Source organism: Micromonospora sp. WMMD956, from assembly GCF_029626125.1.
Taxonomy (GTDB): Bacteria; Actinomycetota; Actinomycetes; order Mycobacteriales; family Micromonosporaceae; genus Micromonospora; species Micromonospora carbonacea.
The window spans coordinates 6,970,670-6,993,426 of the sequence record NZ_JARUBI010000005.1 but is presented as its reverse complement, the minus strand read 5'-3'; the positions used below and the strand labels follow the sequence as shown (position 1 = coordinate 6,993,426).

Below are 22,757 nucleotides of genomic sequence, written 5' to 3'. Positions count from 1 at the left end.
AGAACATCCGCCCTGTCGGTGTTGCTGCCCGGCTGTCCGATTACGTCACTGACGTGCGCAAACCGCGCCCGACTGTCCCGCCGGCGTGTCACCCGATCCCACCCACGGGACTCTCCTCCCTCGGCCGGGTGTCCGGTGATCAAGAGGTTTGCGTCATCGTCGAGATCAACCCTGACACTTTTCTCTTGATCACCGACCGGGAGCGGGGCGGGCGGGCGGCGGGGCCGGGGTGGGGTGGGGTGGGCGGGGTCAGGTGGGTGGGTGGGGTCAGGTGGGGAGCCAGCGGGGGCCCTGGACCTCGGCGCCCAGCGCGCCGACCCGGGAGCGCAGCTCACGGTCGGCGGTGACCACGAGGCGGCGGCGGCCCGGGGCGGCCCCGACGAGGTCGACGATCGTGTCGTCGCCGGACCCGGGGGCGGCGACCACCCGCACGCCCGGCACCGCGGGCACGCCCCGCGCGGCGCCCTCCACCACCAGCACCACCTCCGCCGGGCCGGCGAGCTGCGGCGGGACCCCGGACTCGGCCAGCGGGACGAGGGCGTCGCGCAGCCGGGCGGTGGCCCCGGCCCGGTCCCGCCACCACCCGTCGGGGCGCGAGCCCACCACGTTGGCGGCGTCCACGATCAGCAGCGGCGTCGGCTCCATGCCCCCAGCCTGCCACCGCCGTGCGGCCGTCCCCGCCCGGCCCGCCGGGGCACCCGCTCGCGTCGCCGCCCCGGTGCCGGCCCCACCGCCCGCGCTGCGCGCCTCCGCCCCGCTCCGACCCGGCCCGTCCCCGCCTCCGGCCGCGTTTGTCGCGCCGACCGCCGGGTAGCCACCGCCGACCGTGCCGGCGGCGACCGCACCGGCGAGCGTGCCCGACCCGCGGGAGGACAGCGATGATGGGACCCGGCGACCTCGGCTCCGACCCGTGGGACGAGTTCCTGGCCCGGTACTTCGGCCGGGGCGAGGGGGGACGCCGGCCGGCGCATCGGGTCGACATCACCCGGCTGATGACCGCCGACGCCCGGGAGATGCTGGCCGACGCGGCCCGCCGGGCGGCGCAGCGGCACAGCAACGACCTCGACACCGACCACCTGCTCTGGGCGGCGTTGCAGCGCGAGGCGCTGCGCGACCTGGTACGCCGGGCCGGCGCCGACCCGGACGCCCTGGTCAACGCCCTCGGTGGGCGCGGCGAGAGCGCGCCGAGGGGCGAGGTGCCGCCGAACCTGTCGCTGACCCCGGCCGCGAAGCGGGCGCTGCTCGACGCCCACCAGCTCTCCCGCGCGATGGGCGCCAACTACATCGGCCCCGAGCACATCCTGATGGCGCTGCCGCTGAACCCGGAGTCGCCGGCGGGCCGGATGCTGGCGGCCGGCCGGATCCAGCCCGAGTCGTTGCAGGCGGCCAGCGCGGAGCGCGGCCCGATGTCCGGCGCGAAGCCCGACCACGGCACCCCGACCCTCGACCAGTACGGCCAGGACCTCACCGAGCTGGCGCGCAACGACCAGATCGACCCGGTGATCGGGCGGGCCGCCGAGATCGAGCAGGCCGTGGAGATCCTGTCCCGGCGGACGAAGAACAACCCGGTGCTCATCGGCGAGGCCGGCGTCGGCAAGACCGCGATCGTGGAGGGCCTGGCCGAGCGGATCTGCGACGGCGACGTGCCGCAGACGCTGATCGGCAAGCGGGTGGTGCAGCTCGACCTGGCCGGCCTGGTCGCCGGCACCCGCTACCGGGGCGACTTCGAGGAGCGGCTCAAGAAGGTCATCGAGGAGATCCGCGCCCACCGCGACGAACTGATCATCTTCCTGGACGAGATCCACACCCTGGTCGGCGCGGGCGGGGCGGGCAGCGAGGGCGGCATGGACGCGTCCAACATGCTCAAGCCGGCGCTGGCCCGCGGCGAGCTGCGGGTGATCGGCGCGACCACCCTGGACGAGCACCGCCGCAGCATCGAGAAGGACGCCGCGCTCGCCCGCCGGTTCCAGCCGGTGCTGGTGCCCGAGCCCACCGTCGAGGACACCGTCGCCATCCTGCGCGGCCTGCGGGACCGCTACGAGGCCCACCACCAGGTCCGGTTCACCGACGAGGCGCTGGTCGCCGCCGCCGAGCTGTCCGACCGGTACGTCACCGACCGGTACCTGCCCGACAAGGCCATCGACCTGATCGACCAGGCCGGGGCCCGGGTGCGGCTGCGCACCCGCACCCCCGCCTCCGACGTGCGGGAGCTGGAGCAGCAGCTCGACGAGGTGCGTCGGGACAAGGAGCAGGCGGTCGCCGACGAGCAGTACGAGCGGGCGTCGGCCCTGCGCGACCGGCTCGCCGAGCTGGAGGCGCAGATCAGCCGGGCCAAGGGCGACGACGGCAGCGGCTCCCAGGTCCCCGCCGTCGGCCCGCAGGAGATCGCCGAGGTGGTGTCCCGGGCCACCGGCATCCCGGTCGCCCAGCTCACCGAGGAGGAACGCGACCGGCTGCTGCGCCTGGAGGGGCACCTGCACCAGAAGGTCGTCGGCCAGGACGACGCGGTCGGCGCGGTCGCCGAGGCGGTGCGCCGCTCCCGTACCGGGCTGGCCGACCCGAACCGGCCGATGGGCAGCTTCCTCTTCCTCGGCCCCACCGGCGTGGGCAAGACGGAGCTGGGCCGGGCCCTGGCGGAGGCGCTGTTCGGCGAGGCCGACCGGATGATCCGGCTGGACATGAGCGAGTTCCAGGAGCGGCACACCGTCGCCCGGCTCGTCGGCGCGCCCCCCGGCTACGTCGGCTACGAGGAGGCCGGCCAGCTCACCGAGGCGGTGCGCCGCCGCCCGTACGCGGTGGTGCTGCTCGACGAGATCGAGAAGGCCCACCCGGACGTGTTCAACATCCTGCTCCAGGTGCTCGACGACGGCCGGCTCACCGACAGCCAGGGCCGGACGGTGAACTTCAAGAACACCGTACTGATCATGACGAGCAACCTGGGTTCGGAACTGATCACCGGCAGCCAGCGCGCCGTGGGCTTCGGCGCGGGCGAGCCCGGCACCGAACGGGAGAGCGACGAGCTGCGCGAGCGGCTGATGCGCCGGCTCCAGGAGAACTTCCGCCCGGAGTTCCTCAACCGCATCGACGAGGTGATCATCTTCCGGCGGCTGGAGCAGCAGCAGCTGCGCCAGATCACCGAGCTGCTGCTGGAGGAGACCCGCCGCCGCCTGCACGCCCAGGACATCGACGTCGCGTTCACCGTCGCCGGGGTCGACTGGCTCGCCGAGCACGGCTACCAGCCGGAGTTCGGGGCCCGCCCGCTGCGCCGGGTGATCCAGCGCGAGGTGGACAACCGGCTGTCCCGGATGCTGCTGGAGAGCGCCGTCTCACCGGGGCAGCGGGTCACCGTGGACGCCCGCGACGGCGCGCTGGCCTTCGAGGTGGGCGCCGGCGACCGGGGCTACACCGCCGCCACGACGTCCCACCCCCGGTGAAGGGGCGGAGGCCGCAGATGACCGAGCCCGAGGAAGCCGCCGAGGAGGCCGGGACCGACCCGGACCGCAGCGAGCCGATCGAGGCGCCGCCGACGGCCAACCCCGCGCGGGTGCGGGTGCCGCCGGAGGGCCTGGGTTCCCACACCGGCGACCCGGAGCCGTCCGGGCCGCCGTCCGCAGAGGAGGCGTGATGGTACGCGAGGCGCGACTCGATCCCGAGGTCGAAGTGCTCTGGGAGGACTTCCACGCCGAGGTGAACGTCACCTCCGAGCAGCTGCGCAGTTGGCTGCTGACCCGTGGCTCCGGCACGGAGTCGTTCGGGGCGGGCCCCGACCTCGACCTGCCCGAGCCGGGCCGGCAGATCCTGGCCGTGCTGCGCAAGCGCAAGGTCGACCTGACCCGCGACGACATCGAGGTGATGCGGGAGGCGGTCGACCGGATCCGGTCGCTGACCGCCGCCCGCCCGGCCGACGGCGTCGCCGACGACGAGTGGCGGCGCGCCCTGCTGGACCTGGGCCACGACGCCCTCGTCGAACGCTGACCGCCCGTCGTCGGCCCGCCGGGCCGCGCGACGGGCGGCCGCCGAGCCCGGCGGCGGGGCCTGGCGGGCGGCCCGCTGTGCCCGCGCGCGACGGGCCCGACCGGCGAGGCCCCGCCGCCGGCACCGGCGGCGGGGCTGCCTCGCCCGGTCGGGCTCACTCCGATTCCAGGCTGCCGATCTGTAGGCCGACGGCGTCGGCGGCGGCCTGGCGTTCCCCGCGCGCCCGCTCCTCCCGGCTGAGCAGGGTGGCGTACTCGGTCACGTCGGCGGGGCCGGGGACCTCGGGCAGGCGGCGCAGGAACGCCTCCACGTCCCGGGCGGCGGCGCTGTGGGCGGCGGCCGCCCCGCGCAGGGTCTCCCGGTCGTCGGCGGTCGGCTGGGCATCGGTCATGGGCCCGTGATACCCACCGTCAGGCGGTTCGCACCCCGGAACCGGCGTCCCCGGTCAGCGGCCCGGCCGGGGCCGACCGGCGTACCCCGAAGTCGGGGTGCCGCAGCAGCCAGGCCAGGTAGTCGGGGTGCGTGGCGAGCGAGTCGTCGTAGACGGCCACCGCCGCCTCCAGCACCTCCTCGGCGAAGCTCGCGCCTGCCGATTCCGGGTGCCAGCCCAGCAGCAGCCGCCAGCGCAGCGGCGCACCGGCCAGCCGGCGGGTCACCAGGCCGGGCACCGGGCGGAAGGTGGCCTGGCACAGGGCCACCGCCGCGCCGGCCTCCACCAGGTCGATGCAGCCGCGCACGTCGGCCTCGTACACCTTGCGGGGGGTGAAGCCGGCGCGGGCGCAGGCGGCGGCGAAGCAGTCGCCGAAGCAGCCGTCGCCCGGCGCGGCGACCCACTGCTCGGCGCGCAGGTCCACCAGCCGCACCTCGTCGTGGTCGGACAGCGGGTGCTGCTCGGGCAGCAGCACCTGCACCGGCTCCAGCGCCACCTCCCGCCAGGTCAGCCCGTACCCGGCCGGCGGGACGGCGTCGCCGCAGACCCCGACCAGCGCGTAGTCCAACCGGCCGCCGCCGACGAGCTGGGCCAGCTCGTCGGCGGACCAGGAGGCGTACGTGGTGATCTGGGCCTGTGGGTGCGCGGCGGCGAGCCGGTGCACCAGGCGGCCGAGGATGGGGCTGTTCACCCCGCCGAAGCGGTACCGGGCGGGGGACGGGCCCGCGCCGGCCAGCCGGGCCGCCTCGTCCTGGAGGCCCTGCATGGCCGGCAGCAGCACCCGGGCCCGGGCCAGCACCAGCTCGCCGAGCGCGGTGGGCCGGGCGCCCCGCCGGTCCCGCTCGAACAGCGGCCCGCCGAGCGCCCGCTCGATGCGTTGGAGCTGGGCGGTCAGCGCAGGTTGGGCCAGGCCGAGCGTCGACGCCGCCTTCGTCACGCTCCCTGTCTCCGCGATGGCGCAGACCACCCGCAGGTGTCTCAGCTCCAGATTCATACGGTGACGGTATGACCACGGAAGGATCGATGGAAGGGTCCTAGCGGATAGGAGTTGACCGATGTCCGATGGTGACCGCCCGGTATCCGGTCGGTGACACCGTGGTAACCGTCCGGTATTCGGTCATTCTCCGGGTGGAAGCAGGTCCGACGCGTGCGTCGGCCGGCCCGTCACCGCGTCGCGGACCTTGTCCACCACCCCCACGGCCGGCTCGACGATCCGGTTCCACGGCGGGCTCGCCGGCATCCCCGGATGCGGCCGGGTCGGCGCGGCCTCTTCGGCGATCTCCCACCGGTTGCCCAGCCGGATCAGCTCGGCGGGGGTGGCCACCTCGCGCAGCGACGCCAGCAGCGCCGCCGTCGCGGCGACGTGCCGGCGCAACCGGTCGGCCACGTCGGCCAGCGCCGGATCCGCCGGCCCGGTCAGCGCCTTGAGGGCTGCCGACAACTCGACCGCCGCCCCGACCTCCCGGTCGACCGCCGCGCCCGCCCCGGGCACGGCCGCCCGGACGGCGGGGAAGAGGTACTGCTCCTCCGCCGACAGGTGCCGCGACACCACGGCGGTCAGCACCTCCACCACCGTGCCGGGCGGCTGCGCCGCGGCGTCCGGGCCGGTGACCCGGTCGGCCAGGTCGAGCAGCTCCCGGTGCTCGCGGTCGACGAGGTCGACGAGGCTCGGGCCGCCGGGCCGGTAGCCCTCCCCGGACACGGGCGGCAGCGGCGGCAGGGGAACGGTCATGGTGCCCTCCTCGGGCGGGCGGGCGCGCGCTGCGGGAAGGAGGCGGCCCGGTGAGCGGTGCGGGACGGCAGCGGCGGTACCCAGACCACGTCCCGGCGAAACGACGCGCCCGCGCGGCGGGCGGCGGGCGCGGGGCTCCGGGCGGCGGGTCAGGGCGGCCGGGCCGGCGGTGGGACGGCCCGGCCGGGGCGCCGCCCGGCCGGGCGCGCTGCCCGTGCGACCCGGCTGGTATGAAGAACCGATGACGAGCGACGCCGCCTCCGCCCCGCCCGACCCCACCGCCGAGGTCGTCGACCTCTGCCGCGACCTGCTGCGCATCGACACCACCAACACCGGGGACAACGCCACCAGCGCGGGCGAGCGCGTCGCCGCGGAGTACGTCGCGGAGAAGCTCGCCGAGGTGGGCGTCGAGTCCCGCATCCACGAGTCCGCCCCCGGCCGGGCCAGCCTCGTCGCCCGCATCCCCGGCGCCGACCCCGGCCGGGACGCGCTGCTCGTCCACGGCCACCTCGACGTCGTCCCCGCCGACGCCGACGAGTGGTCGGTGCACCCGTTCTCCGGGGAGCTGCGCGACGGCTACCTGTGGGGCCGGGGCGCGATCGACATGAAGGACTTCGACGCCATGGTGCTCGCCGTGGTGCGGAACTGGCAACGCACCGGCGTCCGGCCCGCCCGCGACATCGTCCTGGCGTTCACCGCCGACGAGGAGGCCGGCAGCGACTACGGGGCGCACCACCTCGTCCAGCACCACCGCGACGCCTTCGACGGCTGCACCGAGGCCATCGGCGAGGTCGGCGGCTTCTCCTACACCGTCGACGCGTCGCAGCGGCTCTACCTCATCGAGACCGCCGAGAAGGGCATCGACTGGCTGCGGCTGCACGCCAAGGGCCGCCCCGGCCACGGCTCGATGGTGCACGACGACAACGCCGTCACCGCGCTCGCCGAGGCCGTCGCCCGCATCGGCCGGCACCGCTTCCCCGTGGTCGTCACCGACACCGTGCGGGCCTTCCTGGAGGAGGTCTCCGACCTGCTCGGCGTCGAACTCGACCCCGAGGACCCGGAGGCGGCCATCGCCAAGCTCGGCCCCATCGCCAACATCATCGGCGCGACCATCCGCAACACCGCCAACCCGACCCGGCTCGCCGCCGGCTACAAGGACAACGTCATTCCCGGCCGGGCCACCGCCACCATCGACTGCCGCAGCCTGCCCGGCCAGTCCGAGCTCCTCGAACAGCAACTGCGCGAGCTGGTCGGCCCCGACATCGCCATCGAGTACATCCACCGCCAGCCCGCCCTGGAGACCACCTTCGACGGCGACCTCGTCGAGGCCATGTCGGCGGCGCTGCGGGCGGAGGACCCGGGCGCCCGGCCCGTGCCCTACATGCTCTCCGGCGGCACCGACGCCAAGGCGTTCTCGCAGCTCGGCATCCGCTGCTTCGGCTTCGCCCCGCTGCGGCTGCCGCCCGACCTCAACTTCTCCGGCCTGTTCCATGGCATCGACGAGCGGGTGCCGGTGGACGGACTACAGTTCGGCGTGCGGGTTCTCGACCGCTTCCTCCGGAATTGCTGACCGTGTCCGCCGCCCCATCCCGCCCGGCACGGATCGTCCCCCATCGCGAAGGGAACGCACATGACCGACCAGCACGGTGAGCTGGACGCCGCCCTGGAGCGGGTGATCGACGCCGCCCGCCACCACCTGGCCGCCGTCCGCGCCGCACAGGGCCGCATCGACGACGACGACGTCTGGCAGGCGTACGTCGCCCTGAACAACGCCTCGTTCGCCTACGACGAGCAGCTGCTCGACGCGTTCGGCGAGGTCACGCCGTGGGACGTCGAGTCCATCGACCCCGACGAGGCCGACGAGCGCTTCGGCGCGGCCGAGGGCGTCGAGGCGACCGACCCGCACCCCCGGGTCATTTCGGTGCGCCAGCGCCGCGACTACCGGGTGCCCAGCGTCGCCGCGCTGATCCGGGCCGCCGAGGCAGCCCGCCGCGAGGGCACCCCCGAGGAGGACGAGCCCGCCCCCGTCGAGGGCGTCGGCGAGGCGGTGCTGGAGCTGCTCCAGAGCGGCGACGGATCGCTGTCCGCGCTGGACGTGCCGGAGCTGGAACCGCTCGACGGGGTGGTGATGGTCAGCGAGGTCGGCACCCCCGTCGACCTGGAGTCCTTCGACGACGACGACCCGGTCGGCCCGTTCCAGCCGGCCGCCGACGACCGCCTCGTGGGCCGCCTCGACGAGCACCCGTTCCTCGATCCGACCGACGAGGAGCACGACCACACGGGCCACGACCACGCGGGGCACCGCCACTAGGCCGGGCTCGTCCCGGGGCCCGGCCCGCCGGCCGCGCCCCGGGACGGCGGGCGCGGCCCGCCCCGGGTCAGTACGACAGGCCGGGCTGCGGCTGGCTGACCACGCGGCGACGCAGCACCACCTGCCGCGTGCCGTCCCGGTACAACCGCACCCGGGCCAGCTCCCACCCGGAGAACTCGGCCTGGATCGCCAACTGCGCCGCGGCGGTCAGCCGGTCGACGTTCGAGGGCAGCCGCAGCGGCGCGTATTCGTAGTCCATGCGTTCCATGCTGCCCAGCCCGGCGGCCGTCCGCCACCCCGCCCGGCCCGTCCCGCCAGCCCTGCCCGGCCCGTCCCGCCCCGGGCCCGGCCGGGCCCGCTCAGCCGTCCCGCTCGGGATAGCCCACCGGCACCGCCGACACGTCGTCGAGCGCGACGATGATCTCCGCCGGCAGCGTCATCCGCTCCACCTGGAGCGCGCCCAGCAACTGCCCGACCGTCCGCGCGCCCAGGATCGGCGCCGTCACGCCCGGCCGGTCCCGGATCCACGCGAGCGCCACCTCCAGCGGCGACACGCCCAGCCCCCCGGCCGCCGTGGCCACCGCCTCCACGATGCTGGAGCAGCGCGGCTCCAGGTACGTCGCCACGAACGGCTCGAAGTGCGGCGACGCGGCCCGCGAGTCCGCCGGCCGGCCGTGCCGGTACTTGCCGGTGAGCACCCCCCGGCCCAGCGGCGACCAGGGCAGCACCCCCAGCCCCAGGGCCGCGCACGCCGGCAGCACCTCCCGCTCGACGCCCCGCTCCAGCAGCGAATACTCCACCTGGGCGGCCACCACCGGGGCCCGCCCCGGCCAGGCCGCCTGCCAGGCCGCCGCCCGCGCCGTCTGCCAGCCCGAGAAGTTCGACACCCCGACGTAGCGGACCCGGCCACTGGCCACCGCGTGATCCAACGCCGCGAGGGTCTCCTCCAGGGGCGTGTCCGGGTCGTACCCGTGGACCTGCCACAGGTCGACGTGGTCCGTGCCGAGCCGGCGCAGCGAGGCGTCCAGGGTCCGCAGCAGGTGGCCCCGGGAGCCGTCCCGGCGTCGGCCGCTGCCCGGCCGCAGCCCCGCCTTCGTCGCGATCAGCAGCTCGTCGCGGGGGACCAGGCTGCCCAGCAGCGACCCGATGACCGACTCCGCGTCACCGTCGCCGTACACGTCGGCGGTGTCCACCAGGTTGCCGCCCGCGTCGAGAAAGCTCTTCAGCTGGGCGGCCGCGTCGTCGGCGTCGGTGTCCCGGCCCCAGGTCATGGTGCCGAGCGCGAGCCGGGAAACCGCCAGCCCGCTTCGGCCGAGCGGTCGCTGTTGCATGGGTGAACCTTATTTCGAACCCGCCGCCACGGATATCCTCGCTCCCGTCAAGTTCCTGCTCGCCCTCCGGGCGACACCCACCCCCGGCCGCGCGGCGCGTTCGGGGTGAGCCGGTGATCGGCCGGGCCGCCCGCATTGCGTAACCTGATGCGACCTGTGGTGCGCCGATGGGGGAGGACCAGTGCGACTCGGGCTCAGTCTCGGATACCAGACGGCGTGGAGCACACCCGCCGACCACCTGGCGCTCGCCCAGGAGGCCGACCGGCTCGGCTACTCGGTGGTGTGGGCGGCGGAGGCGTACGGCTCCGACTCGCCGAGCATGCTGGCCTGGATCGCCGGCCAGACCGAACGGATCGACATCGGCAGCGCGGTGATGCAGATCCCCGCCCGGACCCCGGCCATGACCGCCATGACGGCGGCGACCATCGACGCCCTCTCCGGCGGCCGGTTCCGGCTCGGCCTGGGCGTCTCCGGCCCCCAGGTCTCCGAGGGCTGGCACGGGGTGCGCTTCGCCAAGCCCCTCGCCCGCACCCGCGAGTACGTCGACATCGTCAAGCTCGCCGTCGCCCGCAAGGAGGTCGCGTACGACGGCGAGTTCTACACCCTGCCGCTGCCCGACGGCCCCGGCAAGGCGCTGCGACTGGGCTTCCACCCGCCGCGCGAACAGGTCCCGATCTACCTCGCCGCCGTCGGCCCGAAGAACCTGGAGCTGGCCGGCGAGATCGCCGACGGCTGGCTGGCCGTCTTCTACGCCCCCGAGTTCGCCGACGAGCAGCTCGCCGCCGTGGCCGCAGGGCGGGCCAAGGCCGGCAAGGAGCTGGCCGGCTTCGACGTCGTGCCGTCGGTGCCGGTGGTCGTCGGCGACGACGTCGCCACCTGCGCCGAGCTGGTCCGCTGGTACGCGGCCCTCTACGTCGGCGGGATGGGCAGCCGGCAGCAGAACTTCTACAACCAGCTCGCCACCCGGATGGGCTACGGCGACGCCGCCCGCGAGGTGCAGGACCTCTACCTGGCCAAGCGGCAGCGCGACGCGGCGGCCGCCGTGCCGATGGAGTTCATCGACCGCACCTCGCTGCTCGGCCCCAGGGAGCGCATCGCCGAGCGGCTGCGCGAGTACGCCGCCGCCGGCGTCACCACCCTGTCGGTGACCCTCTTCGTCGCCGACCGCGACAGCGGCGTGCAGACGCTGCGCACGGTCGCCGAGGCCCTCGAGATGTCCGGGGTCGGCGAGTGACCTGGATCGAGGCCATCGTCCTGGGCGTCGTCCAGGGGCTCACGGAGTTCCTCCCGGTCAGCTCGTCGGGGCACCTGCGGATCACCTCGGCGATCTTCTTCGGCCGGGACGCCGGCGCGTCGTTCACCGCCGTCACGCAGCTCGGCACCGAGGCGGCCGTGCTGATCTACTTCGCCAAGGACATCTGGCGGATCACCCGGACCTGGGTCGTCGGGCTCTGGGACCGTTCGGTGCGTGCCAGCCTCGACTACCGGATGGGCTGGTACGTCATCGTCGGCTCGATCCCGATCGGGCTGTTCGGCTTCCTGTTCAAGGACCAGATCCGCACCGCCGGGCGCAACCTGTGGGTGGTCGCCACCACACTGATCGTCTTCGCGTTCGTGCTGGCCTTCGCCGAGTACTGGGGGCGGCAGAGCCGCACCCTGGAGAACTTCCGGATGCGCGACGGCATCGTGATGGGCTTCGCGCAGGCGATGGCGCTGATCCCTGGGGTGTCCCGCTCCGGCGGCACGCTCACCGCCGGGCTGCTGCTCAACCTCACCCGGGAGGCGGCGGCCCGGTACTCGTTCCTGCTCGCCATCCCGGCGGTCGTGATGTCCGGCATCTTCAGCGTCGGCGACGTCTTCGAGCCGTCCGCGCCGGGGACGTCCGCGCCGAGCGGGGCGCAGATGGTGGTGGCCACGCTCATCGCCTTCGTCATCGGCTACGCGGCGATCGCCTGGTTGCTGCGCTACGTCGCCCACCACACCCTGTACGTCTTCGTGCTGTACCGGGTCGCCCTCGGCACCCTCGTGCTCGCCCTCCTGATGACGGGCACGATCGCCGCCACCTAAGTGCAAGGAAGGGCCCCTTGTTAACGCTTTCTGTAGTGGAGGGGCCCCTTCTTAACGTTCCTTGGCTGTTTTGGGGGCGGGGATGCCACCGGCCGGGCCCCTGGTGTTCGGGGGCCCGGCCGGTGGCTGGTTGTGCTGGTGTCAGCTGTTGTTCCAGTGTTGGGTGACGAGGTCGGCGGCCTGCTGTTCCCACTGGGCGTAGGCGTCGGGGTAGGCGGAGACCTGGACGGTCTGGGCGGCGTCGGTCAGGGCCATGTTCTGCCAGCCGTCGACCTGTCGCAGGCCCTTGAGGAATGCTGTCGTCGCGTACTCGGGGTCGGTGATCTGTTCGGGGGTGCCCCAGCCGCTGGAGGGGCGCTGTTGGAACAGGCCGAGGGAGTCGTGGTCGTTGCGGTCGCCGAGGTGGCCCAGGTTCTGCAGCTTCGACTCCTGCAGGGCGGTGCCGATGGAGATGACCGCGGCGCGCTCGTCGAGGCCGGCCTTCTTGGTGGCGGCGATGATGGCGTTGACGTTGGCGGTCTGCTCCGGGTCGAGGTCGATGCGGGACTGGGGGCCCTGCACGCCGTGGGGGATGAGCTTCCCGGTGTCCACGCCAGCGGTCTTGTCGGCCTTGTCGGCCTGGACGGCGGCGACGGGCCGCGCGTCACTGGTGTCGGTGGTGGTGTGGTGGAGGGGGCCGGCGGCGAGGCCACCGGCGAAGGCGAGTCCGGCGATGCCCAGGACGCTCTTGCGCAGGATGGTCGTGTTCATGGGGGGTGACTCCAATCGGGGGGTCGGCACACCCTCACGCCCCGAACGGGGGTGGTGTGGGGGTGTGCGAGCACCACGTCGAGGCGCCCGAACAACGAACAAAGGGGGGAAAGACGAGGCAGGACCGGGCCGGCTGCCACATGTGGTGGCGGGCCGGGTCCGGGTGTAACGACCGGCGACCCGCGCCCATTCCCGGCGACCGGCCACCACCCCTGGGGGCGGGGGGCTGCTGGGTCGGGGGGTCTGGTGGGTGCTGCTGCGGTCGTGCGTCAGGTGTAACGACCCCGACCCCGTCGAGATTCCGGCCCACGGGTGCCGCCGGCCACCCCACCCCTGGGCCCACGCCCGGGCCGGGTGCCGGCCTCGACGCCCACGCCCCGCACCACGCCCCGCACCCACGCCCCACGCCCACCCCGCCTCGCCGAGTCGGACAATCCGCCCACCCGGTGGGGGCGTGACGGGATGCCAGGCAGGTGGGGGCATCAACGGGCCGGGATACCGCCACCTGCCCGGCATGAAGTCGATCAACGCGGCCCCGCCGACGGACCGGGCTGAGCTGTCCCGCCAGAGTCGGACAATCCGCCCATCCGGGTGGAGGGGTGAGGGGATGTCGGGCAGGTGGCGGTATCAACCGGGGGCGGATGCCGCCACCTGCCCGAGATGGAGTGTCGAGCAACCCCTCACCCTGTTCCGGTCCGTACGGCCGCCTAGGGTGGGCAGGGTGGCGACTCTTCTCCTCCTGCGGCACGGCCGCACCACCGCGAACGCCGACGGCGGCCTGGCCGGGCGGCAGCCCGTCGAGTTGGACGACACGGGCCGGGCCCAGGCGACGGCGGCGGGTGAGCGGCTGCGTGGGCTGCCCCTCGCGGCGGTGGTGACCAGCCCGCTGATCCGGTGCCGGCAGACCCTGGAACTGGCTCTGCCGCAGGCCGCGCCGACGGTGGACGAGGGGCTGATCGAGTGCGGGTACGGCAGTTGGGAGGGGCAGCCGCTCAAGAAGCTCGCCAAGGAGCCGCTCTGGCCGGTGGTCCAGCAGCACCCGAGCGCCGCCGTCTTCCCCGACGGGGAGGCCATGGCGGCGATGGCGGCCCGCGCCGTGGCCACGGTGCGCTCCTGGGACGCCCGGATCACCGCCGAGCACGGCCCCGAGGCGGTCTGGTTGGCGTGCAGCCACGGCGACGTGATCAAGGCCATCGTCGCGGACGCGCTCGGCGTACACCTGGATCTTTTTCAGCGCATCGTCGCGGACCCGGCGTCGGTCACGGCTATCCGGTACACGCCGCTGCGGCCCTTCCTGCTGCGGCTCAACGATACCGGCGGCGACCTGGCCGGGCTGGTGCCGCCGCCGCGCAAGCGACGGCGGCGGTCCGCGCGGCCGGCGGAGTCGGACGCCGCGGTCGGCGGGGGAGCGGGGGCCGGGCGGTGAGGCCGGCGACGGGCGTCCTCCCCGGCGGGCGGGCCGGGTGGCGCGACCGGCGCGGCGCGGGCGCGCGATTCCGGGTCGGTGGGGTGCGCGACGCTGTGGCGCGCCGGATAGGGTCGTGGGTATGACCCACCAGGTGCACGCCTTCGAGCCGCCGGAGCGGTTCGTCGCCGGGACCGTCGGGCCGCCCGGGGAGCGGACGTTCTTCCTGCAGGCCCGCGGCGGAGGCCGGCTGGTCAGCGTCGCGCTGGAGAAGGTCCAGGTGTCGTTGCTCGCCGAGAAGCTGGAGGAACTGCTCACCGAGGCGCAGCGCCGTTTCGGCGTGCAGCTGCCCGAGGCGGTGGCCTCCGTGGGTGACAACGATCCACTGGACACGCCGGTCGACGAGGAGTTCCGCGTGGGCACCCTCGGGCTGGCCTTCGACGTCGACACCGCGACCGTCGTGATCGAGGCGATCGCCGCCGGTGAGGCGGAGGCCGAGGTCGAGCTGGGCGGCGACGAGGACGAAGACGACGACGAGGACGACGACGAGGAGCCGGACGAGGACCTGGACCGGTTGCGGGTCCGGTTGACCCCCGAGGCGACCCGCGAGTTCATCGAGCGGGCCCGCCGGGTGGTCAACGCCGGCCGTCCGCCCTGCCCGCTGTGCGGCCAGCCGCTGGATCCCGCCGGGCACCTCTGCCCGCGGCACAACGGTTATCACCGGTGACCTCGTCGGAACTCGAACGTCGACAGGACGACGCGGCGACGCTACGGCTGCTCCGTGACGGTGAGCTGACCGTCGAGGGCCGGCTGGTCGACGCGTCGAACGCGACGCTGCTCGGTGCGCTCACGCTCGACGGGGCGAGTGCCCGCTGCGTCTACAAGCCGGTGCGCGGTGAGCGTCCCCTCTGGGACTTCCCGGACGGCACCCTCGCCGGCCGGGAGGTCTCGGCGTACCTGGTCTCCCGGGCCACGGGTTGGGACCTGGTCCCGCCGACGGTGCTGCGCGACGGCCCGTTCGGGCCGGGCTCCTGTCAACTGTGGATCGACGAGCCCGACGACGCCGAGCCGCTGGTCGGCTTCGTGCCGGCGGAGGCGGTGCCGCCGCGCTGGTTCCCGGTCGCGGCGGCCCGGGACGACGACGGCGCCGCGTACGCCCTGGCCCACGCCGACGACCCGCGCCTGGCCCGGCTGGCGGTGCTCGACGCGGTCATCAACAACGCGGACCGCAAGGGCGGCCACGTGCTGCTCGGCGCGGACGACCGGCTCTACGGCGTCGACCACGGGGTGAGCTTCCACGTGGAGGACAAGCTGCGCACCGTGCTCTGGGGCTGGGCCGGCCGGGAGCTGCCGCCGGACGCGCTGGAGATGCTCGCCGACCTGGCGGTCCGGCTCGGCGGGGAGCTGGGTGAGGAGCTCGCCGAGCACCTGACGATCCGCGAGGTCGCCGAGCTGACGGCGCGGGTGGGCCGGTTGCGCGACGGCGGCCGGTTCCCCCAGCCGCCGCAGGACTGGCCGGCGATGCCCTGGCCGCCGATGTAGCCGTCGGCCGTCGCCCGGCCGCCGATGTAGCCCTCGGTCGACGCCCGGCCGCCCGAGGCAGCCGTGGGTCGGCCCCTGGCCGGCCGAGTCGCCGTGGGCCGACCGGGCGGGCCGACGGTCCGCCTCCGGGCCCCTCGGCCGTCGGTGGCTCGTCTCGCGCCGCCCACCAGGGACGTGAGCGGTTGTCGCGTTGGTCACCCGTGGGGCGGGTCCGGCGCGCGGGGCGGCTGGCTAGGCTGACGGTCATGGAGTCTTGGACGGGACATGAGGTGCCACGGCTGCCCGGCAGGGGCGGCCCGCTGACTTTGTTCGACTCGGCGCGACGCGGTGCCCATCCCAGTCGGCCCGGCGACGTGGCCACCATGTACGTCTGCGGCATCACCCCGTACGATGCCACGCACCTCGGCCACGCCGCCACCATGATCACTTTCGATCTGGTGCAGCGGATGTGGCTGGACGCGGGCCTGACGGTGCGCTACGTGCAGAACGTCACCGACATCGACGATCCGCTGTTGGAGCGGGCCGAGCGCGACGGCGAGGACTGGAAGGTCCTGGCGATGCGGGAGACCGCGCTGTTCCGCGAGGACATGGAGGCGTTGCGGATGATCCCGCCGGCGCACTACGTCGGCGCGGTCGAGTCGATCCCCGACATCGCCGACAAGGTCCTCACCCTGCTCAAGGACGGCGCCGCGTACCGGCTCGACGACGGCACCGGGGACGTCTACTTCGACGTCGCCGCCGCGCCGGAGTTCGGCTACGAGTCCAACCTGTCCCGCGCCGAGATGCTGGAGATCTTCCCCGAGCGCGGGGGTGACCCGGAGCGGGCCGGCAAGCGCGACCCCCTGGACCCGCTGCTGTGGCGGGGTGCCCGCGAGGGCGAGCCGTCCTGGCCCGGCGGCGACCTCGGCCCGGGCCGGCCCGGCTGGCACATCGAGTGCGCGGTGATCGCGCTGAACCTGCTCGGCGAGTCGATCGACGTGCAGGGCGGCGGCAACGACCTGCTCTTCCCGCACCACGAGTGTTCCGCCGCGCACGCCGAGCGGCTCACCGGCCGGTCGCCGTTCGCGACCCACTACGTGCACGCCGGCATGATCGGCCTGAACGGCGAGAAGATGTCGAAGTCCAAGGGCAACCTGGTCTTCGTCTCCCGGCTGCGGGCCGACCTGGTGGACCCGATGGCGGTCCGGCTCGGGCTGATGGCCGGCCACTACCGCGCCGACCGCGCCTGGACCGACGAGCTGCTCGCCGCCGCCCAGGAGCGCCTGGCCCGCTGGCGGCGGGCCGCCGCCGCGCCGTCCGGGCCGTCCGGCGAGGACTTCCTGGCGGGGGTACGCGAGCGCCTCGGCGACGACCTGGACACCCCGGGCGCGCTCGCGCTCGCCGACGACTGGGCGGAGCGTGCCCTCGCCGGCACGGGCACGGACCCCGACGCCCCGGCCCTCTTCGCCACCACCGTCGACGCCCTCCTCGGCATCCGCCTCTAACACCCCCACCCCACCCCACCCCACCCCACCCCACCCCCCACCCCGCCCGGTGATCAAGAGAAAAGCGTCAAAGTTGATCTCGACGATGACGCAAACCTCTTGATCACCGGGGGCTGGGGCGGGGGCAGGGGGAGGGGGCGGGGTGGGGAGGGGTGGGGTCAGCCCAGGATTAGGCCCGGGTCCGGGTCGGGGTCCGGGGCGGGAGCAGGGATCTTGTATTCCTCGGTGAGGGTCGTCATCGGGCCGGGCCAGGTGGCCTGGGCGACCTCGATGGGCTTGCGCCGGGCGTCGTAGGCGACGTGCAGCAGGTGCAGCACGGGGGTGTCGGGGCGGATCTGGAGGGTCTCCGCCTCCTCGCGGCTGGGCTGGCGGGCGGTGATGGTGTCGGTGGCGGTGACGTACTGCCGGCCGGTGGCCTCCTCCGCCTCCTGGTAGAGGGGCCGGCCGAACGCCTCTCCCCGTTCCAGGGTGGTGCCGGCGGTGTCGGCCGGGAGGAACCAGGAGGCGCCCACCTCGACGGGGGAGTCCTCGGTGCGGACGAGGTGGCGGCGGCAGAGCAGCTCGGTGCCGTCGGCGACGCCGAACGCGTCGGCCACCTCGGGCGGGGCGGGGGCGCGGCCGACGGAGACGAGCTGCTGACGGTACCGGGCGGCCAGGTCCGTGTGGTAGCCGCGGAATCCGCCGTACCGGCCCCGGGAGAGGCGGTTGAGCCGGCGTCGGGTGCCCCTGACGTACGTACCGGAGCCGGGCTTGGTGATCAGGATGCCCTCGACCCGCAGCTGGTCGACGGCGCGCTGCACGGTCTGCTTGGCGACGCCGAACATCTCGGCGATGGCCGGAATGGACGGCAGCCGCTCGCCCGGCCCCCAGTCGCCGCGGCGCACCTGGGCCTTGAGCTGCGCGGCGATCTGCCGGTGCGGGAACTCGGCGGCGCCCGGGTTGATCTGCATGGCTCCTCCTGGAGATCACAGCTAGGTTCCTAGGATGCCCTACGGGGTATGAGCGCGCCACCCCGAACCCGCGAAAGCCCCCGGACCGGACCGGTCCGGGGGCTTTCGGAAGGAGCGCGTGCTGCCGGGGGAGCCCGGCTACCAGGAGCCGGCCGTCGGGCCGGCGGAACCGCCGCGCCGGCGCAGGTACTTCTCGAACTCCTGGGCGATCTCGTCCCCGGTCAGCGGGGTGATGCCCGCGTCGCCGACGCGTTCCTCCAGCTCGCGCACGTATTCCCCCAGCTCGGCGTCCTGCTCGGCGGCCCCGCGCACCCGCTGTTCCCACTCCGCCGCCTCCTCCGCCAGGTCGGCCATCGGCACCGGCAGGTCGAGCACCTCCTCGACCCGGTGCAGCAGCGCGAGGGTGGCCTTGGGGCACGGCGGGTTGTTCGCGTAGTGCGGCACGTGCACCCAGAACGACACGGCGTCGACCTCGGCGCGGGTGCAGGCGTCGTGCAGCACCCCGACGATGCCGGTGGGGCCGTCGTAGCGGGTGGGGGTGAGCTGGTAGCGGCGGGCGGCCTCCGCGTCGGAGGCGCTGCCGCTGATCGGCAGGGGCCGGGTGTACGGCACGTCGGCCAGCAGCGCGCCGAGCAGCACTACCCGTTCGACCTCCAGGCTGTGGCAGATCTCCAGCACCTGTTCGCAGAACGTGCGCCAGCGCATGCTCGGCTCGATGCCCCGGATCAGCACCACGTCCCGCTCGGTGCCCTCCGGGCTGGCCACCATGAACCGGGTGGTGGGCCACTCGACCCGGCGGGTCTCGCCGTCGGCCATCGTAATCGTCGGCCGGCTGACCTGGAAGTCGTAGAAGTCCTCCGGGTCCAGCTCGGTGACCTGCCGCGCCTGCCAGACCTGTTCCAGGTGCTCGACCGCCGCGGTGGAGGCGTCCGCGGCGTCGTTCCAGCCCTCGAAAGCGGCGATGGCCACGGGGGACCGCAGCACCGGCAGTCCGTCGAACTCGGTCATGCCGTCACCTCACCCTGTCGTCGGCGGGCGGTCCCGGGCTGCGGCCCGGTCGTCCGCCTGCCGGGCCCGGTGACGTCCCTGATGTCCTTCACGTCCGTCAGCCTACGTGTCGGGGCCGGATGCGGCCCGTCGGCCGCGCCGGTCCGGCCCGTGGGCCCCGGTGCGCGGCGGCCCGCCCCCGCCCCCGGATCCGCGCACTACCCTGAGTGGCGTGCGGACTTCGCTGCTGGACGTGCTGGCGGAGCGGGTCCTCGTCGCCGACGGCGCGATGGGGACGATGCTCCAGGCGGCCGAGCTGACCCTGGACGACTTCGAGGGGCACGAGGGTTGCAACGAGATCCTCAACGTCACCCGCCCGGACGTGATCCGTGGGGTGCACGACGCCTACCTCGCGGCGGGCGCGGACTGCGTCGAGACCAACACCTTCGGCGCGAACCTCGCCAACCTGAGCGAGTACGGCCTCCAGCACCGGATCGGGGAGCTGTCCGAGGCCGGCGCGCGGATCGCCCGGGAGGCCGCTGACGCGTGGGGCGTCGCCGGGCGGCCCCGGCTCGTGCTCGGGGCGATCGGCCCCGGCACGAAGCTGCCCACCCTCGGGCACGCCGCGTACGCGACGCTGCGCGACGCGTACCAGCAGAACGCGGCGGGCCTGCTCGCCGGTGGCGTGGACGCGTTGATCGTCGAGACCTGCCAGGACCTGCTCCAGGTGAAGGCGGCCGTCGTCGGGTCCCGGCGGGCGATGGCCGAGGCCGGGCGGCGCGTGCCGCTGATCTGCCACGTGACCGTGGAGACCACCGGCACGATGCTGCTGGGCAGCGAGATCGGCGCGGCGCTGACCGCCCTGGAGCCGCTGGGCATCGACCTGATCGGGCTGAACTGCGCGACGGGCCCGGCGGAGATGACCGAGCACCTGCGCTACCTGTCCCGGCACGCCCGGGTGCCGCTGTCGGTGATGCCGAACGCCGGCCTGCCGCAGCTCACCGCCGACGGCGCGGTCTACCCGCTGACCCCGGTGGAGCTGGCCGACGCGCTGGAGCGGTTCGTCGCCGAGTACGGGGTGTCGCTGGTCGGCGGGTGCTGCGGGACGACGCCGGAGCACATCCGGGTGGTCGCCGAGCGGCTGCGCGGGGCGCGGCCGGGCGTCCGCGAGCCGCGCCCCGAGGCCGGGGTGTCCTCGATCTACCACCACGTGCCGTTCGCGCAGGACGCCAGCGTGCTGATGGTGGGGGAGCGGACCAACGCCAACGGGTCGAGGGCGTTCCGGGAGGCGATGCTGGCCGGCGACTGGCAGGCGTGCGTGGAGATCGCCCGCAGCCAGGCCCGGGACGGCTCGCACCTGCTGGACCTGTGCGTGGACTACGTGGGCCGCGACGGCACCCGGGACATGCGGGAGCTGGCGGGGCGGTTCGCCACCGCGTCCACGCTGCCGGTCATGCTGGACTCGACCGAGCCGGCGGTGATCGAGACCGGGCTGGAGATGCTCGGCGGGCGGTGCGTGGTCAACTCGGTCAACTTCGAGGACGGCGACGGGCCGGGTTCCCGCTACGCCCGGGTGATGCCGGTGGTCGTCGAGCACGGCGCGGCGGTGGTGGCGCTGCTCATCGACGAGGAGGGGCAGGCCCGGACGGCCGAGTGGAAGGTGCGGGTCGCGCAGCGGCTGATCGAGGACCTGACCGGCCGGTGGGGGCTGCGCCGGTCCGACATCCTGATCGACGCGTTGACGTTCCCGATCGCCACCGGCCAGGAGGAGACCCGCCGCGACGGCGTCGAGACGATCGAGGCGATCCGGGAGATCGCGCGGCGCTGGCCGGGGGTCAACTTCACCCTCGGCGTGTCGAACGTGTCGTTCGGGCTGAACCCGGCGGCCCGGCAGGTGCTCAACTCGGTCTTCCTGCACGAGTGCGTGCGGGCGGGGCTGACGTCGGCGATCGTGCACGCCAGCAAGATCCTGCCGATGTCGAAGATCCCCGACGAGCAGCGCGAGGCCGCCCTGGACCTGGTGTACGACCGGCGGCGCGCCGGCCACGACCCGGTGCAGCGGTTCATCGAGGTCTTCGAGGGGGTGGACGCCTCGTCGGCGCGGGCCACCCGGGCGGAGGAGTTGGCGGCGCTGCCGCTGGACGAGCGGCTGCGGCGGCGGATCGTCGACGGCGAACGCAGCGGCCTGGAGGCCGACCTCGACGCGGCGATGGCGGAGGGCCGGTCACCGCTGTCGATCATCAATGACCTGTTGCTGGACGGTATGCGGGTGGTCGGGGAGCTGTTCGGCTCGGGCCAGATGCAGCTTCCGTTCGTGCTCCAGTCGGCCGAGGTGATGAAGACGGCGGTGGCCTACCTGGAGCCGCACATGGAGAAGGCCGACGACGGCGGCAAGGGCCGGATCGTGCTGGCCACGGTCAAGGGCGACGTGCACGACATCGGCAAGAACCTGGTCGACATCATCCTGTCCAACAACGGCTACGAGGTGGTCAACATCGGCATCAAGCAGCCGATCTCGGCGATCCTCGACGCGGCCGAGCAGCACCGGGCCGACGCGATCGGCATGTCGGGGCTGCTGGTCAAGAGCACGGTGGTCATGAAGGAGAACCTGGCCGAGATGGCCGAGCGCGGGGTGGCGCAGCGCTGGCCGGTGCTGCTCGGCGGGGCGGCGCTGACCCGGGCGTACGTGGAGGACGACCTGCGGGCGGCGTTCCCCGGGCAGGTGCACTACGCCCGGGACGCCTTCGAGGGGCTGTCGCTGATGGACCGGGTGATGACGGCCAAGCGGGGTGGCGCGCCGGTGGTGGACCCGCAGCGGGAGGCGGCTCTGGCGGCGCGGCGGCAGCGCCGGGAGCGGCAGCGGACGATGGTCGGTGACGCGCTGCCGGGGTTGGACGACGCGTCGGTGCGTTCCGACGTGGCGGTCGACGTGGAGGTGCCGACGCCGCCGTTCTTCGGCACGCGGGTGGTGCGGGGCGTGCCGCTGGCCGACTATGCGGCGTTGCTGGACGAGCGGGCGACGTTCCTGGGGCAGTGGGGGCTGCGGGGCGCGCGGGGCGGGAAGGGCCCGTCGTACGAGGAGTTGGTGGAGACCGAGGGGCGGCCCCGGCTGCGCTACTGGCTGGACCGGCTGACCGCCGACAAGGTCCTGGAGGCGGCCGTGGTGTACGGCTACTTCCCGGCGTACTCGGAGGGCAACGACCTGGTGGTGCTCGGCGAGGACGGGCGCACCGAGCGGGGCCGGTTCTCGTTTCCCCGGCAGCGGCAGGAGCGGCGGTTGTGCCTGGCCGACTTCTTCCGGCCGCGTGGCGACGGCCCGGACGTGGTGGCGTTGCAGTTGGTGACGGTCGGGCAGCCGATCAGCGACTACACGGCGAAGATGTTCGCCGGCAACTCCTACCGGGACTACCTGGAGGTGCACGGCCTGTCGGTGCAGCTCACCGAGGCCCTGGCGGAGTACTGGCACCGGCGGATCCGCGCGGAGCTGACGCTGCCGGGCGGCCGTACGGTGGCCGACGACGACCCGGCGGACCTGGCGGGCCTGCTGCGCACCGACTACCGGGGCTGCCGGTACGCGTTCGGCTACCCGGCCTGCCCGGACCTGGAGGACCGGGCGAAGATCGTGGACCTGCTGGGCGCCCAGCGGATCGGGGTGGAGTTGTCGGAGGAGTTCCAGCTCGTGCCGGAGCAGGCGACGGACGCGATCGTGGTGCACCACCCGGAGGCGAACTACTTCAACGCGAAGTGATCGCGTCGCGGGGCGCGGCCGGAGTGTCCTGCGCCGCCGGGGCCT

Annotated in this window: 21 protein-coding genes; 12 read left to right on the top strand and 9 right to left on the bottom strand. The window is 74.2% G+C overall.

Annotation, left to right across the window (positions count from 1 at the left end; translation table 11 throughout):
• Positions 1-267: 267 nt before the first annotated feature.
• Positions 268-645, bottom strand: a complete 378-nt coding sequence (locus tag O7628_RS30275) for a hypothetical protein (RefSeq protein WP_278135790.1) — start codon at positions 643-645, stop codon at positions 268-270.
• Between the two features lie 233 nt (positions 646-878).
• On the opposite strand from O7628_RS30275, the gene O7628_RS30270 reads away from it, so the two are divergent.
• Genes O7628_RS30270 through O7628_RS30260 form a run of 3 tightly spaced genes read left to right on the top strand, consistent with a single transcriptional unit; the run spans position 879 to position 3,975 of the window.
• On the top strand, positions 879-3,434 hold the full coding sequence (locus O7628_RS30270) for an ATP-dependent Clp protease ATP-binding subunit (protein ID WP_278135789.1): 2,556 nt from the start codon (positions 879-881) through the stop codon (positions 3,432-3,434).
• A gap of 17 nt (positions 3,435-3,451) precedes the next feature.
• The gene (locus O7628_RS30265; RefSeq protein WP_278135788.1) at positions 3,452-3,625 is read left to right on the top strand and encodes a hypothetical protein; all 174 of its coding nucleotides are present in this window, start codon (positions 3,452-3,454) and stop codon (positions 3,623-3,625) included.
• Positions 3,625-3,975 carry a DUF3140 domain-containing protein gene (locus O7628_RS30260; RefSeq protein WP_074473396.1) on the top strand — a complete coding sequence of 117 codons (351 nt, stop codon included), beginning with the start codon at positions 3,625-3,627 and terminating at the stop codon, positions 3,973-3,975. Before O7628_RS30265 ends, O7628_RS30260 begins: the two co-directional genes overlap by 1 nt.
• A 154-nt stretch (positions 3,976-4,129) precedes the next feature.
• Here O7628_RS30260 and O7628_RS30255 read toward each other — a convergent pair whose 3' ends face one another.
• The 3 genes from O7628_RS30255 to O7628_RS30245 all read right to left on the bottom strand — a co-directional run bounded on the left by O7628_RS30255 (position 4,130) and on the right by O7628_RS30245 (position 6,137).
• The gene (locus O7628_RS30255; protein ID WP_074473398.1) at positions 4,130-4,366 is read right to left on the bottom strand and encodes a hypothetical protein; all 237 of its coding nucleotides are present in this window, start codon (positions 4,364-4,366) and stop codon (positions 4,130-4,132) included.
• 19 nt (positions 4,367-4,385) lie between these two features.
• The gene (locus O7628_RS30250) at positions 4,386-5,399 is read right to left on the bottom strand and encodes a LysR substrate-binding domain-containing protein (RefSeq protein ID WP_074473400.1); all 1,014 of its coding nucleotides are present in this window, start codon (positions 5,397-5,399) and stop codon (positions 4,386-4,388) included.
• A 123-nt stretch (positions 5,400-5,522) separates the two neighbouring features.
• On the bottom strand, positions 5,523-6,137 hold the full coding sequence (locus O7628_RS30245; protein ID WP_278135787.1) for a hemerythrin domain-containing protein: 615 nt from the start codon (positions 6,135-6,137) through the stop codon (positions 5,523-5,525).
• Positions 6,138-6,378: 241 nt separating this feature from the next.
• Between O7628_RS30245 and O7628_RS30240 the strand changes: the two genes are divergently transcribed.
• On the top strand, positions 6,379-7,707 hold the full coding sequence (locus O7628_RS30240; protein ID WP_178065146.1) for a M20/M25/M40 family metallo-hydrolase: 1,329 nt from the start codon (positions 6,379-6,381) through the stop codon (positions 7,705-7,707).
• Between the two features lie 60 nt (positions 7,708-7,767).
• Positions 7,768-8,448 (top strand): hypothetical protein, encoded by a 681-nt coding sequence (locus O7628_RS30235; RefSeq protein ID WP_278135786.1) that lies wholly within the window; start codon positions 7,768-7,770, stop codon positions 8,446-8,448.
• Positions 8,449-8,515: 67 nt separating this feature from the next.
• Here O7628_RS30235 and O7628_RS30230 read toward each other — a convergent pair whose 3' ends face one another.
• Both O7628_RS30230 and O7628_RS30225 read right to left on the bottom strand, forming a co-directional pair.
• Positions 8,516-8,707, bottom strand: a complete 192-nt coding sequence (locus O7628_RS30230; protein ID WP_074473406.1) for a DUF5703 family protein — start codon at positions 8,705-8,707, stop codon at positions 8,516-8,518.
• 100 nt (positions 8,708-8,807) lie between these two features.
• Positions 8,808-9,779 carry an aldo/keto reductase gene (locus tag O7628_RS30225; protein ID WP_043968769.1) on the bottom strand — a complete coding sequence of 324 codons (972 nt, stop codon included), beginning with the start codon at positions 9,777-9,779 and terminating at the stop codon, positions 8,808-8,810.
• Between the two features lie 181 nt (positions 9,780-9,960).
• Here O7628_RS30225 and O7628_RS30220 point away from each other — a divergent pair, with 181 nt between their 5' ends.
• Together O7628_RS30220 and O7628_RS30215 are read left to right on the top strand one after the other, a co-directional pair.
• Positions 9,961-11,013, top strand: coding sequence for an LLM class F420-dependent oxidoreductase (locus O7628_RS30220; protein ID WP_074473410.1), 1,053 nt, complete (start codon positions 9,961-9,963; stop codon positions 11,011-11,013).
• Positions 11,010-11,846: an undecaprenyl-diphosphate phosphatase gene (locus O7628_RS30215; protein WP_278135785.1), complete on the top strand. Its 837-nt coding sequence runs from the start codon at positions 11,010-11,012 to the stop codon at positions 11,844-11,846. The genes O7628_RS30220 and O7628_RS30215 overlap by 4 nt, the downstream gene beginning before the upstream one ends.
• A 141-nt stretch (positions 11,847-11,987) precedes the next feature.
• On the opposite strand, the gene O7628_RS30210 is transcribed toward O7628_RS30215, so the two are convergent.
• Positions 11,988-12,596 (bottom strand): hypothetical protein, encoded by a 609-nt coding sequence (locus O7628_RS30210; RefSeq protein ID WP_278135784.1) that lies wholly within the window; start codon positions 12,594-12,596, stop codon positions 11,988-11,990.
• Positions 12,597-13,308: 712 nt separating this feature from the next.
• Between O7628_RS30210 and O7628_RS30205 the strand changes: the two genes are divergently transcribed.
• The 4 genes from O7628_RS30205 to mshC all read left to right on the top strand — a co-directional run bounded on the left by O7628_RS30205 (position 13,309) and on the right by mshC (position 17,027).
• Complete coding sequence (locus O7628_RS30205; protein WP_278135783.1) at positions 13,309-14,022, top strand: histidine phosphatase family protein; 714 nt, start codon at positions 13,309-13,311, stop codon at positions 14,020-14,022.
• A 121-nt stretch (positions 14,023-14,143) separates the two neighbouring features.
• Positions 14,144-14,728 carry a DUF3090 domain-containing protein gene (locus tag O7628_RS30200; protein ID WP_074477145.1) on the top strand — a complete coding sequence of 195 codons (585 nt, stop codon included), beginning with the start codon at positions 14,144-14,146 and terminating at the stop codon, positions 14,726-14,728.
• Complete coding sequence (locus O7628_RS30195; protein ID WP_178065152.1) at positions 14,725-15,543, top strand: SCO1664 family protein; 819 nt, start codon at positions 14,725-14,727, stop codon at positions 15,541-15,543. Before O7628_RS30200 ends, O7628_RS30195 begins: the two co-directional genes overlap by 4 nt.
• Positions 15,544-15,788: 245 nt before the next feature.
• Positions 15,789-17,027 carry a cysteine--1-D-myo-inosityl 2-amino-2-deoxy-alpha-D-glucopyranoside ligase gene (mshC, locus tag O7628_RS30190; protein ID WP_278135782.1) on the top strand — a complete coding sequence of 413 codons (1,239 nt, stop codon included), beginning with the start codon at positions 15,789-15,791 and terminating at the stop codon, positions 17,025-17,027.
• Positions 17,028-17,185: 158 nt separating this feature from the next.
• Here the strand turns inward: mshC and O7628_RS30185 are convergent, their stop codons facing one another.
• Positions 17,186-17,977 carry a GntR family transcriptional regulator gene (locus O7628_RS30185; RefSeq protein WP_278135781.1) on the bottom strand — a complete coding sequence of 264 codons (792 nt, stop codon included), beginning with the start codon at positions 17,975-17,977 and terminating at the stop codon, positions 17,186-17,188.
• A gap of 138 nt (positions 17,978-18,115) precedes the next feature.
• Entirely contained in the window at positions 18,116-18,985 is an 870-nt protein-coding gene (locus O7628_RS30180; protein WP_043968784.1) for a PAC2 family protein, read from the bottom strand.
• A 211-nt stretch (positions 18,986-19,196) separates the two neighbouring features.
• Here O7628_RS30180 and metH point away from each other — a divergent pair, with 211 nt between their 5' ends.
• Positions 19,197-22,712 (top strand): methionine synthase, encoded by a 3,516-nt coding sequence (gene metH, locus O7628_RS30175; protein WP_278135780.1) that lies wholly within the window; start codon positions 19,197-19,199, stop codon positions 22,710-22,712.
• The last annotated feature ends 45 nt before the right edge of the window (positions 22,713-22,757 follow it).